14 protein-coding genes and 2 tRNA genes are annotated in these 14798 nt (G+C 63.3%); 4 read left to right on the top strand and 12 right to left on the bottom strand.

What is annotated here, in order from left to right; all coding sequences use genetic code 11:
* Nucleotides 1–2: 2 nt before the first annotated feature.
* Nucleotides 3–1478 carry an iron-containing redox enzyme family protein gene (locus NRS07_RS10610; RefSeq protein WP_259206217.1) on the bottom strand — a complete coding sequence of 492 codons (1476 nt, stop codon included), beginning with the start codon at nt 1476–1478 and terminating at the stop codon, nt 3–5.
* 284 nt (nt 1479–1762) lie between these two features.
* Nucleotides 1763–3163 (bottom strand): amino acid permease, encoded by a 1401-nt coding sequence (locus NRS07_RS10605; RefSeq protein ID WP_307729887.1) that lies wholly within the window; start codon nt 3161–3163, stop codon nt 1763–1765.
* A 454-nt stretch (nt 3164–3617) separates the two neighbouring features.
* Here NRS07_RS10605 and NRS07_RS10600 point away from each other — a divergent pair, with 454 nt between their 5' ends.
* Both NRS07_RS10600 and NRS07_RS10595 read left to right on the top strand, forming a co-directional pair.
* Nucleotides 3618–3851, top strand: coding sequence for a DNA-binding transcriptional regulator (locus tag NRS07_RS10600; protein ID WP_259213155.1), 234 nt, complete (start codon nt 3618–3620; stop codon nt 3849–3851).
* 270 nt (nt 3852–4121) lie between these two features.
* Entirely contained in the window at nt 4122–5147 is a 1026-nt protein-coding gene (locus tag NRS07_RS10595; RefSeq protein ID WP_259206215.1) for an AI-2E family transporter, read from the top strand.
* Nucleotides 5148–5208: 61 nt separating this feature from the next.
* Here the strand turns inward: NRS07_RS10595 and NRS07_RS10590 are convergent.
* From NRS07_RS10590 to NRS07_RS10570, 5 genes are all read right to left on the bottom strand, one after another.
* Nucleotides 5209–5283 (bottom strand) — tRNA-Val (locus tag NRS07_RS10590).
* A 131-nt stretch (nt 5284–5414) separates the two neighbouring features.
* A tRNA-Val gene (locus NRS07_RS10585) sits at nt 5415–5489 on the bottom strand.
* A 37-nt stretch (nt 5490–5526) separates the two neighbouring features.
* Nucleotides 5527–6234: a DNA polymerase III subunit epsilon gene (gene dnaQ / locus NRS07_RS10580; protein WP_259206212.1), complete on the bottom strand. Its 708-nt coding sequence runs from the start codon at nt 6232–6234 to the stop codon at nt 5527–5529.
* An 85-nt stretch (nt 6235–6319) separates the two neighbouring features.
* A complete protein-coding gene (gene rnhA / locus NRS07_RS10575) occupies nt 6320–6808 on the bottom strand; it encodes a ribonuclease HI (RefSeq protein ID WP_259206208.1) in 489 nt (162 codons plus the stop codon).
* A complete protein-coding gene (locus NRS07_RS10570) occupies nt 6805–7578 on the bottom strand; it encodes a class I SAM-dependent methyltransferase (RefSeq protein ID WP_259206205.1) in 774 nt (257 codons plus the stop codon). The genes rnhA and NRS07_RS10570 overlap by 4 nt, the downstream gene beginning before the upstream one ends.
* A 23-nt stretch (nt 7579–7601) precedes the next feature.
* Here NRS07_RS10570 and gloB point away from each other — a divergent pair, with 23 nt between their 5' ends.
* Nucleotides 7602–8393: a hydroxyacylglutathione hydrolase gene (gene gloB, locus NRS07_RS10565; RefSeq protein WP_259206203.1), complete on the top strand. Its 792-nt coding sequence runs from the start codon at nt 7602–7604 to the stop codon at nt 8391–8393.
* Nucleotides 8394–8427: 34 nt separating this feature from the next.
* On the opposite strand, the gene aceB is transcribed toward gloB, so the two are convergent.
* Nucleotides 8428–10017 carry a malate synthase A gene (gene aceB, locus NRS07_RS10560; RefSeq protein ID WP_259206178.1) on the bottom strand — a complete coding sequence of 530 codons (1590 nt, stop codon included), beginning with the start codon at nt 10015–10017 and terminating at the stop codon, nt 8428–8430.
* Between the two features lie 168 nt (nt 10018–10185).
* Here aceB and NRS07_RS10555 point away from each other — a divergent pair, with 168 nt between their 5' ends.
* Nucleotides 10186–11091, top strand: a complete 906-nt coding sequence (locus tag NRS07_RS10555) for a LysR family transcriptional regulator (protein WP_259206177.1) — start codon at nt 10186–10188, stop codon at nt 11089–11091.
* Nucleotides 11092–11192: 101 nt separating this feature from the next.
* On the opposite strand, the gene NRS07_RS10550 is transcribed toward NRS07_RS10555, so the two are convergent.
* The 4 genes from NRS07_RS10550 to NRS07_RS10535 all read right to left on the bottom strand — a co-directional run bounded on the left by NRS07_RS10550 (nt 11193) and on the right by NRS07_RS10535 (nt 14553).
* Complete coding sequence (locus NRS07_RS10550) at nt 11193–11396, bottom strand: cold-shock protein (RefSeq protein WP_027867533.1); 204 nt, start codon at nt 11394–11396, stop codon at nt 11193–11195.
* A gap of 342 nt (nt 11397–11738) precedes the next feature.
* Nucleotides 11739–12089 (bottom strand): Hpt domain-containing protein, encoded by a 351-nt coding sequence (locus NRS07_RS10545; protein WP_259206173.1) that lies wholly within the window; start codon nt 12087–12089, stop codon nt 11739–11741.
* 25 nt (nt 12090–12114) lie between these two features.
* Nucleotides 12115–12765 (bottom strand): uracil phosphoribosyltransferase, encoded by a 651-nt coding sequence (upp, locus tag NRS07_RS10540; RefSeq protein ID WP_259206165.1) that lies wholly within the window; start codon nt 12763–12765, stop codon nt 12115–12117.
* A 105-nt stretch (nt 12766–12870) separates the two neighbouring features.
* Nucleotides 12871–14553 carry an isovaleryl-CoA dehydrogenase gene (locus NRS07_RS10535; protein ID WP_259206162.1) on the bottom strand — a complete coding sequence of 561 codons (1683 nt, stop codon included), beginning with the start codon at nt 14551–14553 and terminating at the stop codon, nt 12871–12873.
* Between the last annotated feature and the right edge of the window lie 245 nt (nt 14554–14798).

The raw sequence follows: 14798 nt of genomic DNA, 5'->3' as shown, positions 1-14798 counted from the left end.
CTTCAGGCATCGAACAAGCGCGTATACATCCGGGTAGCCATCAGGCCGGCGGCCGTATGGTGCACCTCGGGCGACATCAAGGCCCCCAGCAGCTCCATTGCCTGCTGCTTGCCGGCCGCGCCGGCGACCTGCTCTTCGAGCAGGCGCAGCTCGTTGTCGGGTTGTTCCAGGCGCGGATGGCGGCGGATCAGGCCACGCTCCGGAAAGGCGGCACTGCGATCGCACTGCTGGCCCAGGTTGTCGAGGGTGCGCTGGCGCGCGCGCCAGGTCATCACGCGCGGCCCTTCGGCGCGGGTGCCCTGGGGCGTGGTGGTGATCCAGTCGCGCAGCACCTGCAGTTCGTAGGCGCTGAAGACGCCGAACATCTCGGCCTTCTCGCCGCTCACCAGGCCCCAGAAGCGGCTGTGCTCGACGTCTTCGCCGCGCTTGATCCAGCCGGCTTTTTCCAGCGCCGCCAGAAAGTCCGGCACCTGGGCCGGCGTAGCCAGCCAGTCGTTGACCGAACGGCCGGCCACGCGGCAGTAATCCGAATGCATGTTCTTGCCGACCTTGCTCTTGGCGGCCAGAAGTTGCACCAGCTCGTCCTCGAGGTCGAATTCGGCGATCACCGAATTGGTGCTCGCGCCCAGGTCGTTCAGGCGGTAGCCGTCCAGCACGCGCCGGTAGAAGGCGTCGCGGTCGCCCACGCGCGGCATCAGGTCGGTCAGCGCCTGCACTGCTTTCTGCGCATGGCCGCTGGCGGCGTTATCGACCGTGACGTGCAGCGTGAAGTAGTAAGGGTCGATGCCGAATTCGTTGAGTTCGTACGACGTGATCAAGAGGTGCAGCGGCAACTGCTCGTAGCCGAGGTTGTAGCCAATCACCTCGGGCAGGAAATGGTCGGCATGGTGGCCGAGCGCCAGTTGCAGCGCGCCCTGCACGAAATGCGCGTCGTCCAGGCCCTCCCAGCCGTCGCAGCCATGGGTCGCCAGCAGCTTGCGGTAGAGCGTGACGTGGTTCTTGTCGGGCAGGCCCTCGCCCAGTTCTTCGATATAGGTCTTGATCAGCCCATGGTAGGCCGGATTGTCCCAGTGCTTGAGCAGGCCATACAGCCAGGCGCCGTCAACCAGCTTGGTCGGGGCCACCGCCTTGATGAAGTAGAGGGCGTGCGAGCGGCAGGAAAAATAGCGGCGCGGCGCGCCAATCTTGCGCGCGGCAAGGTAGTCGCGGTATTCCTGGCCGACGGCGTCGGTGCGCTCCTCGACCCAGGCCGGCAGCTGCGCCAGCGTGGGCGGCAGATCGGCAGGCAGGGCCTGGACCGCGGCGATCTGGTCGGCAACGTAGGCGCGCGCCTCTTGCGGCGTGGCACGCGGGTTGTGGTAGAGCGAGAAATACAGCGCGCGGGCGCGCTCCCGGGTCGCGGGGGCGGCGGCGGCGGCAGGGTCGGCAAGGTCGGCGGGGTCGGCAACGGTCGTGGCGTCTGACAGCATTGAGTTCATGTCTCTCGGAAATTTGTATGGTCTGGTGCGACGATACCGCCATTATCCAGACTGAACTGTCCGCCGAGAATCGGTTGGCAGCCTGCTGCGATGTAAGAGAGGGATTACAAAAGTAACAATTGAAGAGCTGGCGAAACCTTGTTTAAAGTTCAATGCATGAGATTCGCCAGTATCGCACATCGCCACCGCCCTGCCCTGGACGTGGGAGCAACAAAAACGCCCGGGCAGCGAGGCTGGCCGGGCGTCGGGTCAGCCGCTGGTGCGGCTGCAGACATGGCTGGAATTTATGCCACGGTGTCGTTCAGCAGCGAGCGCTTGCGGGCGTAGCCGAAATACACCACCAGGCCGAGCACAAGCCAGATGCCGAAGGCCACCCAGGTATGCCAGCTCAGGAAGGACATCAAGGCCAGGCAGAACACGATCGCCAGCCCGGGAACCACTGGCACGCCAGGACAACGGAAGGCGCGTGGCAGGTCGGGACGCTTCTTGCGCAGGATGATCACGGCCACCGATACCAGCGTGAAGGCTGCCAGCGTGCCGATATTGACCAGTTCGGCCAGCACCTCGAGCTTGACCACCGCGGCGATCAGGCCGAAGACGATGCCGACCATCCAGGTGGCGAAGAACGGGGTGCCGTATTTCGGATGTACTTCCGACAGCTTGCGCGGCAGCAGGCCGTCGCGCGACATGGCGAACAGGATGCGGGTCTGGCCGTAGGCCATCACCAGCATCACGGTGCTCATGCCCAGGATCGCGGCCAGGTCGACGAAGCCGGCGACCCAGTCCTGACCGGCGTACTGCAGGGCCAGCGAGACCGGATGGTCGACACCCTTGAAATTCATGAAGGGCACGATGCCGGTCATGATCGAGGCCACGATCACATACAGCACGGTGCAGACCGCCAGCGAACCGATGATGCCGATCGGCAGGTCGCGCGACGGGTTCTTGACTTCCTCGGCGGCCGAAGTAACGGCATCGAAACCGATAAAGGCGAAGAACACCAGCGCAGCGGCGCTCATCACGCTGCCAAAGCCGAACGGCATGAAGGGCTGCCAGTTCTCGGGCTTGACGTAGTTGACGCCGACCACGATGAACAGGATCACCACGCCAGTCTTGATCAAGACCATGACGTTGTTGATACGGGCCGATTCGCGCACCCCCAGCGACAGCATCCAGGTCAGCAGGATCATGATCAGGAAGGCTGGCAGGTTGAACAGCGTTGCCACGCCAGGCTGGGCGCCGGGCGCCGCGCGCAGCGCTTCCGGCAGTACCACGCCTATGCCTTTAAGCAGGGACTGGAAATAACCGGACCAGCCGACCGCGACGGTGGAAGTGGCCAGGCCGTATTCGAGCAGCAGGTCCCAGCCGATCATCCAGGCGACGATCTCACCGAGAGTGAAATAGCTATAGGTATAGATCGAACCGGCCACCGGCACGCTCGATGCGAATTCGGCGTAGCACAGGGCGGCGAAGCCGCAAGCCAGTGCCGCGATCATGAAGGAGAGGGTCAAGGCCGGGCCTGCAGTGACGGCGCCGGTGCCGGTCAGCACGAAGATACCGGTGCCGACAATCGCCCCGATACCCATGAGCACAAGGTCAACCGGGCCGAGCACCTTCTTGAGGCCGCCCGGCTTCTGGGCTGTCGCCAGCATGGCGTCGAGATTTTTGGTTCTAAAAAGACTCACTGCTTGTTCTCCAATCAAAGAAATAGTGTGGTTCCACGGCTTCTAATTATGTCGCCGGGGCAGTTCGTGCCCCGGCGCTCCGTGCATGCCGGACTTGCCCGCCATGCCGGACCCTGGAACCGACTTCGCCGTGCCTGCGGGGTGGATTTCGCAGATGTAACATTATCACCAGAATATTGTTTGGAATCAAAGTAAAACCATGAAACGCGACGAAATCTTCTGCTGCGCGCTGCTGGCGGCCTGCCAGTAGCAGTTTTTCTTGCCTCGATAGCAAGTTAGAAGAATTACTCGGCAGTGACATTTCGAGAACATTCGCCCAATCTTTTTGATTACGATCATGTCTTTACTGCAGCGCATGCAGCGCGGAATGGAACCGCACAGCGCGCGTTAGAACTTGATCGAACAACGGAAGGATGTCGCAATGGCTGGCAAACAAATGGACGAAGAATTTGGCATGGAATTCGCGGTCGCTCCGCAGCAGGCCGCGCCGTGGCCATCCGCGCCGCATGAGTTGCGCCGCCTGCGCATTCGCAAGCGTGAAAGCCAGGAACGCTTCTGGAGCCGCTTCGGTGTTACCCAGTCCAGCGGCAGCCGTTTCGAGACCGGCGTGATGATTCCGCCGCCGGTTGCCATCTTGCTGCGCCTGTACGCCAACGGCACGCTCAAGGATGAAGACCTGCACGCTTGACGCTTGCGGGCCGGCAAATGCGCCGCTCCGGCCGCTTTTCTGTTTTTTCGAAGTGATCTTTCGGTAATCTTCCCTTTTACCGGACGAGCCAAGTGCTTTATGCTGCAGGGGGCGGCGCGCCGCGCCCCCTTCCACGCATCGTTGACAGGCACGCTTTGGGCATCATGAATCACTCCGCACTTCTCCACGCGACCAGGCTCGCCCGCACACTTGCATTCCCAGGACGGCGCTACGGCGCCCCCGGACGCGACTGACCGCGGGCCGGGTCAGATGCGTTATTCCTCCTATGTCTTGCCGCTGGCGTTCGCCATCGCCCTGGGCTTTCTGTTGCAACACTTCATTGGCTCGCTGGCCTGGGCCGGCCTGCTCGCGGTGATCACCTGGCCGCTGCGCGACCGCCTGGTGGCGCGCGGCTTGCCCCCCGTGGCCAGTGCCAGCCTGCTGCTGCTGATGCTGGTCATTGGCTTCTTTGGCCCGTCGCTGCTGCTGATCAAGGCGCTCGGCCACGAACTGGCGGGCGTGCAGCGCCTGCTGGCGCGGCTCAACGAAGTCGGCGTCGCCGCTCCCTTGTGGCTGGTCGAGGTGCCATTGGTATCCGAGCGCGTGATCGCCTGGTGGAACGAACACCTGGCGGTGCCGGGTGGCCTCAATGCTTTGATCCAGACCACGCTCGGGGATGTCTTGCCGCACCTGTCCGGGGCGGCGCGCTTCTGGGGCTCGACCATCCTTGCCAATGCGCTCTACCTGTTCCTGACCCTGCTCACGCTGTTCATCCTTTACCTGCACGGCCCCACCGTGGTGCGCTATGTGGATGGCGCCGGGGCCCGCCTGCTGCCCGAGCATTACGCCAACCTGCGCCGGATCCTGCCGCTGTCGGTGCGCGGCACCGCGCTGGGCCTGTGCTCGATCGCGATCCTGGAAGGTATCGTGCTGGGCGTCGCGTATGCGATTGCAGGTGCTCCGGCTCCGGCGCTGCTGGGAGTGATCACCGGCTACCTGGCCCTGATCCCGGGCGGGGCGCCACTGTCGTTTACGTTGGTCTCGCTGCTGCTGCTCGGACAAGGCCATGCTGGCGCTGCGCTCGGCCTGTTCGTATGGGGCGCGGTGGAGCTATTCATGGTCGACAAGTTCATCCGGCCGAAGCTGATCGGACGCCGGGTCAACCTGCCCTTCCTGGCTGTGCTGTTCGGCCTGCTGGGCGGCGTCTCGACCATGGGCGTGATCGGCCTGTTTGTCGGTCCATTCATGATGGCCGTGCTGTACGGCTGGCTGCGCGCGGAGCAGACCCGCCCCTGAGCAGGCGCGAAAAAAAGGCTTGCTACCGGTGGGTGCAAGCCTTTTTATCTACAGCGAATTTTGGTGGGAAGTGCAAGTTTCGAACTTGCGACCCCTGCAGTGTGAATGCAGTGCTCTACCCCTGAGCTAACCTCCCGATGGCGAGTATTATGCCTTAACTATTGAAAATTATCAATGCCTGCGACCTTCGCTAGATTCGCTAACGCACAAAGCCAGCATCGCTGCTGGCTTTGTGCGCGTCCGGCGGACACATCCGGACGAAAATTCTGGTGGGAAGTGCAAGTTTCGAACTTGCGACCCCTGCAGTGTGAATGCAGTGCTCTACCCCTGAGCTAACCTCCCAAAACGAGGCGTATTATGGCACAGAATCAGGCGCCCGTCACCCCCGCGGGGAATAATTCCGCCACACGCAGCTGCCTTTCACGTTCTTGTCGAGCCCGGCAAGAACCTGCTCGTGCTCGCCCAGTTCTACCGAGCTGGCCGCGACCACGATGATCTCGCCCAAGGGGCCAGCGTCGACCAGGCCGCCATCGGCATGGTGTTCGCTGGCGACGTCCATCGTCAGCGTATTTTGCCCACGCGTCATCGACAGGTAGACATCGGCCAGCAGCTCCGAGTCGAGCAGCGCGCCGTGCAGCTTGCGGTGGGCATTTGACACTTCGTAGCGGTCGCACAGCGCGTCGAGCGAATTGCGCTTGCCCGGGTGCAGCTCCTTGGCCTGGACCAGGGTGTCGATCACGCCGGCGCAATAACCGCTGAATGGTGGCAGGCCCAGGCGCGCATACTCGGCATTGAGAAAGCCGAGGTCGAACGGTGCGTTGTGGATGATCACTTGCGCGCCCTGCACGAACGCGCGCAGTTCTTCGGCGATCTCGTGGAACTTCGGCTTGTCGCGCAAGAATTCGGTGGTAAGGCCGTGGACAGCCAGCGCCGCTTCGTCCGAGTCGCGCTCTGGATTGATATACCGGTGGAAGTTATTTCCGGTCAGCTTGCGATTGAAGATCTCGACGCAGCCAACCTCGATGACGCGATCGCCGGTACGGGGATTCAGGCCGGTGGTTTCGGTATCGAGGACAATCTGGCGCATGGGCGTTACCTGGAAAGATGAAGCGTGGATGAACGGTGCTGCAGGCGGGCGCTAGTATAACAGGCCGCGTCCTGCGAAAACTGCCCTAGCGCCGCACCGAGGCCGCGCCGCGGTTGGCCAGCACGTCGGCCCGTTCGTTGCCCGGATGGCCGTTATGGCCGCGCACCCAGCGCCATTCCACCGCGTGCTGCTGCTGCGCCAGGTCGAGCGCCTTCCACAGGTCGTCGTTCTTGACCGGCTCCTTGGCGGCGGTCTTCCAGCCGCGCGCCTTCCAGCCATGGATCCATTCCGAAATGCCTTTTTGTACGTACTGGCTGTCGGTATGCAGCACGATCTCGCATGGCCGGTTGAGCACGCCCAGCGCCTCGATCACGGCGCGCAACTCCATGCGGTTGTTGGTGGTGTTCGGTTCGCCGCCGAAGATTTCCTTTTCGTGGCCATCGGCCACCAGCAGCGCGCCCCAGCCCCCGGTGCCCGGATTGCCCTTGCAGGCGCCGTCGGTGAAGATCTCGACCCTGGTCGTGCCCTGCGCGGCCTGGCTCGCGCTTGTCTCGTTGTCGTGCATGTCGCTCATTCCCTGTTCGCCGCCGGCACTGCCTGCGGCCGCTTGCTTGTTTTCTTGTTCCATGCAGGTCCGATGATGTGCATGCCCTTGACCCGCTTGATGGCGTGGACCACGTACACGGCGCCCAGGTAGGGCCACCAGCGCGCTCCAGCCGTTTCCATCATGGCGAACCGGCTTAGCCAGTGCGCGGTCCGGCACGGCGGCGCGTAGCAACCGAAATGGCTGCGCGTGACGCCGAGATTGAGCAATTTTAGCCAGTCTTTCAGGCGCGGCATAGAAATGAATTCGCCCGAGGCCGGCAGGTAGCCGTTATTGGTCACGCGGCCGACGCCCTGGCGCATGCCCCACAGGCTGGCCGGGTTGAAGCCACAAATGATCACCTGCCCCTCAGGAATCAAGACCCGCTCGACTTCACGCAATACCTGGTGCGGCTCGGTAGCGAACTCGAGCACATGCGGAAGCACCACCAGGTCGATGCTGTGCGAGGCGAACGGTAGCTCGGCAAAATCGAGCGCCACCGCCACCTGCCTGCCGTTGGCGGCAAAGGCCAGCTCGTCGTCGCTCGAGGTGCGAGTGGCGGCCTGCCACTTGTTGGGCATGCGGTTGGCCGCCAGCGCATCGAGCTGGGGCACGCCGATCTGCAGCGCATTAAAGCCGAAAATGTCGGCCGTGAGTTCGTCGAGGCAAGCCTGTTCGAACGCACGCACGTATGCCCCGGCGGGCGATTGCAGCCAGTTGTCGAGCGCTATAATGGATTTCTCGGATACCGCGCTGTCCATGCCATCCCTTTGGTTTACTTCCTATGACACCTACCCTGTCGATACTGACCGTCCCCGCCTTCAACGACAACTACCTGTGGCTGATCCACGATGGACGCCACGCGGCGGTAGTCGACCCAGGCGATGCCGGACCGGTGCGCGCTGCGCTGGCCGCGCACCAGCTGTCGCTTACCGCCATTTTACTCACCCATCACCATGCTGACCATATCGGCGGCGTCCCTGGCCTGCTGGCCGAGTGGCCGGTGCCGGTTTACGGGCCGCGCAACGACGGCATCGAGCTGGTCAGCCATGCCCTCGGCGAAGGCGAGCGCATCGACGTGGCCGGCCTCGACCTGCAACTCGACGTGCTGGAGGTACCGGGCCACACGCTCGGACATATTGCCTACGTGCGCCGCACGCCCGGTGCACACTGGCTGTTCTGCGGCGATACCCTGTTCGCGGGCGGCTGCGGGCGGCTGTTCGAAGGCACGCCACGGCAAATGGCCGACTCGCTCGCCAAGCTGGCCGCGCTGCCAGACGAGACGCTGGTGTACTGCGCACACGAATATACGGTAGCGAACCTGCGGTTCGCGCAGGCGGTCGAGCCCGGCAATGAAGGACTGGCCTTGCGCATGCAAGACGCCACGGCCCGGCGCGGAACGCGGCTGCCGACGGTACCGTCGACAATCGGGCTGGAGAAAGGCACCAATCCTTTTTTGCGCTACACCGAGCCGGGGATCGTGCGCACTCTGGTGGAGGCTGGCAAGCTACCGGTCGGCGCGACGCCGCTAGAGGCATTTGCCGCCTTGCGACAATGGAAGAACGTATTTTCCTAGAGAGGACGGCGCCGCCGCCCTCTTCCAACAACGCTTAGATTTCTTCGTACAGGGGCAGCGTCAGGAATTCGGCAAACGTTTCCGAGGTCGACATCTGCTCGAAGATGTCGGCCGCGCGCGCATAGCTCGGGTTGTCGCCATTGGCGGCGTCGAGCTTCACTTTCGCCAGCTCTTCCGGGATCATCGCACGCACCATCTCGGCGCTCACCTTGCGGCCGTCGTCGAGCACGCCCTTGGGCGAACGGATCCACTGCCACACCTGCGAACGGCTGATCTCGGCGGTGGCCGCATCTTCCATCAAGTTATGGATCGGCACGCAGCCATTGCCGGCCAGCCAGGCACCCAGATAATGGATGCCGACATTGATGTTGTAACGCAGGCCGGCTTCGGTAATCGGCGCTTCCGGCTTGAAGTCGAGCAGGTCTGCCGCGCTGACTTCGATATCCGGGCGCTGCTTGTCGATCTGGTTCGGACGCTCGCCCAGCACTTTGGTGAACTCGGTCATCGCCAGCTCGACCAGGCCCGGGTGCGCGACCCAGCCGCCGTCGTAGCCGTCGGTGGCGTCGCGCGCCTTGTCGTTGCGCACGCCACCCATCGCAAGCTCGTTCTTTTCCGGGTCATTCTTGATCGGAATCAGCGCCGCCATGCCGCCGATGGCCGGCGCACCACGCTTGTGGCAGGTCTTGAGCAGCAGCAGCGCATAGGCGCGCATGAAGGGCGCGGTCATGGTGACCTTGGCGCGGTCGGCCAGGCAGAAATCGGCATCGAGCTTGAACTTCTTGATGCACGAGAAGATATAGTCCCAGCGGCCGGCGTTCAGGCCCGCGCTGTGTTCGCGCAGCTCGTACAGGATCTCGTCCATCTCGAAGGCGGCCAGGATGGTCTCGATCAGCACGGTTGCCTTGATGGTGCCGCGCGGCAGGCCCAGCTCTTCCTGGGTCATGATGAAGATGTCGTTCCACAAGCGCGCTTCCAGGTGCGATTCCATCTTCGGCAGGTAGAAGTAGGGCCCGGCGCCGCGTGCCAGCTGCTCCTTGGCGTTGTGCACCATGAACAGCGCGAAATCGAAGATGCCGCCAGAGACGCGCTGGCCGTCGACCAGCACGTGCTTTTCGTCCAGGTGCCAGCCGCGCGGGCGCACCACCAGGGTCGCTACCTTGTCGTTGAGCTTATAGCTCTTGCCGTTCTGTTCCAGCGCAATGGTGCGGCGCACCGCGTCGATCATGTTGATCTGGCCGGTGATCTGGTTGTCCCAGTTGGGCGTGTTGGAATCTTCGAAATCGGTCATGTAGCTGTCGGCGCCGGAGTTCAGCGCGTTGATGACCATCTTGCGCTCGACCGGGCCGGTGATTTCCACGCGGCGGCATGCGAGTGCCTGCGGGATCGGCGCGATTTTCCAGTCGCCTTCGCGAATGTGCGCCGTGTCAGGCAAGAAGTCCGGGCGCTCACCCGCGTCGAGCCGGGCCGCACGCTCGGTGCGCGCGGCCAGCAATTGCTGGCGGCGCGGCTCGAAAGCTCGCGAGAGCGTCGCAACCAATGCCAGCGCTTGCGGCGTCAAGACCTGTTCGAAGCCGGGTTTGATGGGGCCCGTGATTTCCATGCCTGCAGGGATTGCGATCGTCATTGCATATTCTCCAGTGAAAGTAGAAACGGTGCGCGCCATGCCGGGGGCAGCGCGGCTTGGCGTTTGTCTTGTCATCCAGTATATTCACTTTCAGATAGCTAAACGATACATTTTCTCACTACATCTGTGTGTTTTTGTATCAGATTACAGGATGGATTGGGAGTCGCCATGGGTAAATTCAGGCAGATATCGACTTTCGTCGACGTGGTGGCGCGCGGCAGCCTGTCGGCGGCGGCGCGCGCCGAAGGCATTGCGCCGGCCATGATCGGCCGCCGCCTCGACGCGCTGGAAGCGCGGCTTGGGGTCAAGCTGCTGCAGCGAACCACGCGCCGGCTAGTACTTACCGACGAAGGCGCAGCCTTTCTGGAGCATTGCCAGCGCATCCTGGCCGAGCTCGAGGAAGCCGAGGCCGCGGCGGCCGAGCGCAGCGCGAACGCGACCGGGCATCTGCTGGTATCGGCCCCGGCCGGCTTTGGCCGCCAGCACGTGGCGCCGCTGCTACCTTCCTTCCTGGCCGAGCACCGCGAGCTCACCGTCAACCTGAACCTGACCGACCGCCTGGTCGACGTGCTCGGCGAAGGCGTCGACGTGGCGATCCGCATTGCCAGTTTGAGCGACTCGAACCTGGTCGGCGCGAAACTGGCCGACAACCAGCGCGTGGTAGTGGGCTCGCCCGCCTATCTGAAGCGTCACGGCACGCCGCACGACCTGGCCGACCTGGCGAAACATAACTGCCTGGCCATCAGCAGCGCCGGCAGCCAGCGCGGCTGGACCTTTCTCGACAATGGCAAACCGGTCGTCCTCAAGGTGGGCGGCAATATGCAGTGCAACGACGGCGCGGTGCTGCACGCCTGGGCGCTGGCCGGCAAGGGCCTGGCGTGGCGCTCGATGTGGGAAGTCGGCGCCCAGATCGCCGCCGGAGAACTGTGCACGGTACTGGACCGGTTTGCCGCTCCGGGCAACGACATCCACGCCGTGTTTGCGCAGCGGCAGCACCTGCCACTGCGGATCCGGGTCTTCGTGGAGTTCTTGCGGCGGCATTACGCACAGCCGGACTATTGGCAGGTGCGCTAAGACAGCCAGGGGCCGCCGGCCGAGCGGCCTCGGCGGCAAGAAACCACCAGACGAAAAAAATCCCCGGCAGTCCGGGGATTTTTGCTATCGCTGGAGAGCGATTACAGCGGCTGAATGTTCGCGGCCTGCTTGCCCTTAGGGCCAGTGGTCACATCGAACGAAACACGCTGGTTCTCTTGCAGCGACTTGAAGCCATTGCTTTGGATCGCCGAGAAGTGAGCGAACAGATCTTCGCCGCCTTCATCAGGGGTGATGAAGCCAAAACCCTTCGAATCATTGAACCATTTTACGATGCCAGTTGCCATTACAATTTCCTATTTCAGTTAAGTTGGGCTTGCGCCCGTTTAAGATCGTTTGAAGAAGCAAGAAAGGAATGACAGACAGACTGCACTACTACCTACAACCCAACGATCCCGTATTATACCGAATAAAAACAAATAAATCCCATGTCCGCAAAATAAAAATTCTCGCGCTGGCAAGCATCTCGATAAAAATTCCTTACTTCAACTTTTACCAGCGCGTCTTTTGCATTCGGCAGTACATAAAATATAGGGCAATGAGTGAGAGTAAGTTTGCGCGGTATCAAACGACCGCGCATTGAATCGTTGCGTTAGAGCATTAACCTTATGGTCGAATTAATGCAGTAACTAATTGAGTGCGCGCGGATCGCGCCGGCCGGCTTCGACGAAGGCATCGAGTTCTGCCACCCACATCGCCCAGTCGCTGGCAGCCACCGCATCGAAGGCCATCAGCACGCGCAGGCGCTGCTCCAGGGCGCGCGCATGGTGGCCGAGCCCGCGGTAGCCGAAGGTTGCTGCAGAGCCCGCCACGGTATGCAGCATCGCTTGCAATTCGTCGGCGGCCGGCGCCGGTGCGCGCGGATCGAGTCCTGCAGCGACCACCCCGATCCGTTCCAGCGTGGCCGGCAGCCGGCTCGAAAAGCTGTCGTTGAACGAAGCCAGCCGCGAGAAGAAGCCCTTGTCGGCGTCCTGCCTCATCGCGCACCCGCGCCCATGTGGGCCGTCATTTGGTGCCGAAGATACGGTCGCCCGCGTCGCCCAGGCCCGGCACGATATAAGCGTGCTCGTTCAGGTGCGAGTCGAGCGAGGCGACAAACACCTTCACGTCCGGATGCGCCTTCTGGAATACCTCGATGCCTTCGGGCGCCGCGACCAGGGCCAGGAACATCACGTGCTCGCTCGGCACGCCGCGCTTCTTGAGCACGTCGACCGCATGCACTGCCGAATTGCCGGTAGCGACCATCGGGTCGCACAGGATGAAGGTGCGCTCGTTGGTATCGGGCAGGCGCACCAGGTATTCGACCGGCTCGTGGGTCTCCGGATCGCGGTAGACGCCGATATGGCCTACGCGGGCCGACGGCACCAGTTCGAGCAGGCCGTCGCTCATGCCGATGCCGGCGCGCAGGATCGGCACGATCGCCAGTTTCTTGCCTGCGATGACAGGCGCGTCGATGGTTACCAAAGGGGTCTGCACCTGGCGCGTGGTCAGCGGCAGGTCGCGCGTGATCTCATACCCCATCAGCAGCGTGATTTCGCGCAGCAGTTCGCGGAAGGTGCGGGTCGAGGTATCGTGCTCGCGCATGTGCGACAGCTTGTGCTGGATGAGCGGGTGGTCGAGGATGAATAGCTTGGGAAAACGCGGGTCTTGTTTCATGGTCGGTGTCAAACGCAATGAGGTGTGAAGCAGCAGACCGGCATTATCCCAGCCGCGCCGCCGTTTGTCCTTTTTTTCTGCACATTTAGACAAGAAACTGCATTGTCAGCATGCCAGCGCGCGGGCCAGGATGGACGCGCAGTCGCTCGACGCCGGCAAGCGGCCAAAGGCCCCGCCCGGCTCCACGGCAATGCGCGATGCAACAAAGGCACTTGATACGAAGCCGGGCGCATGGCGCAGCAGCAGCGCGCCCTGTACTGCCAGCACCAGGCGTTCGGCCAGCCTGCGCGCGCCGCCCTCGTCGGCCACCAGCGCCGGCAGCTCGTCGAGCAGGCGCCCGGCATAGTCGGCGAAGCGGGCGTCGAGGCCATAGGCCGGCATCAACTCCTGGGCCAGCGCCGCGCGCGCCTGCGGCAGCGACTTGCCGAGCGCGCGCAGCACGTCCAGGCACATCACATTGCCGGAACCCTCCCAGATCGAGTTGACCGGGAGTTCGCGATAGATGCGCGCCAACGGCCCATCCTCGACATAGCCATTGCCGCCCATGACTTCCATCGCCTCGGCGCCGAAGGCCGGGCCGCGCTTGCAGATCCAGTATTTTCCGGCCGGCACCAGAATCCGCCCGAGCAGCGCCTCGCACGGATCGTCGGGCGCATCGAAGCAGCGTGCCAGGCGCAGCGCGAATGCGGTCGCGGCCTCGGATTCGAGGGCCAGGTCGGCCAGCACGTTCTGCATCAGCGGCTGCTCGCTGAGCACCCGCCCGAAGGCGCTGCGCCCGCGCGCGTGCTGCAGCGCATGGCACAGCGCCGCGCGCATGATGCCCGCGCTCCCCAGCACGCAGTCGAGCCGGGTATACCCGCCCATTTCGAGTATGGTCGGGATGCCACGGCCCGGCGCCCCGATCATCCAGCCGACCGCGTTCTCGAATTCGACTTCCGATGACGCGTTGGAGCGGTTGCCCAGCTTGTCCTTGAGCCGCTGCACGCGAATCGCATTGCGGCTGCCGTCCGGCAGGTAACGCGGCACGAACAGGCACGAGAGTCCGGAACTGTCCTGCCCATCGAACTGCGCCAGGATCAGGTGGGCATCGGACTGCGGCGCCGAGAAGAACCACTTGTGGCCGACAATGCGGCAGGCGCCCTCGCCCGCCGCCCCGAAGCGGCTGTGCGCTTCTGGCGCCGGCATCGGCGTGGCCCGGGTCGTATTGGCGCGCACGTCGCTGCCGCCCTGCTTTTCGGTCATGCCCATCCCGATCAGGGCGCCGCGCTTGCGCGCCACCGGCAGCGAGCGCGGGTCGTACTCGTTCGACAGGATCTTGGGCAGCCATTGGGCTGCCAGCGCCGGGTGGCGGCGCAGCGCCGGCACCGACGCAAAGGTCATCGTCACCGGACACTGCGCGCCATTTTCCACCTGGCCGAACAACAGGTACTGGGCCGCGCGCGCCACCTGAGCGCCGGCGCGCGGCTCCTGCCACGGACGCGAATGCGCGCCGGCGCCGATCATCAGCGACATCAAGCGGTGCCAGGCGGGATGAAACTCGATCTCGTCGATCCGGTTACCGGCGCGGTCGTAGCTGTTCAGGCGCGGTGAGTGTGCATTGGCCAGGCGCGCCAGCTCCTGCAGCTCGGCCCGCCCCAGGTCGGCGCCCAGCGTATCGAGACCCGCGGCGGCCCAGCCGGCCCCTTCGCGCTCGAGCGCTTCACGCAAGGCAAGGTCGCACCCGAACAGGTTGATGTCCGCGAACGGTGCGGCCTGATTGAGCACTTCATGGGTCGAGAAATCGGTCATTCCACGGGTCTTTCGGCGTGATGTTGCACGTAAGCATCAATTTGATGGCGAACACGCAAGCAATAATTTGCTAAGTTGCAAGAATCGGCGACAATGGCAGATGCGGGCGCACTTGTCTAAGCAACAAGCACGCTAACGTAAAGCGCCTGGCAACGCAAGCAGCTGCGCTAGCGCAAGAAGAAGCGTTGGCGTGCAGGTCATTGTCTTGATTAGTGCTTTTTGGAATCTTTCGATGCTGTCGCGAC

The organism is Massilia sp. H6 (assembly GCF_024802625.1).
Classification (GTDB): Bacteria; Pseudomonadota; Gammaproteobacteria; order Burkholderiales; family Burkholderiaceae_D; genus Telluria.
The sequence above is the reverse complement of the archived record's forward strand: the minus strand, read 5'-3'. Positions and strand labels throughout refer to the sequence as shown.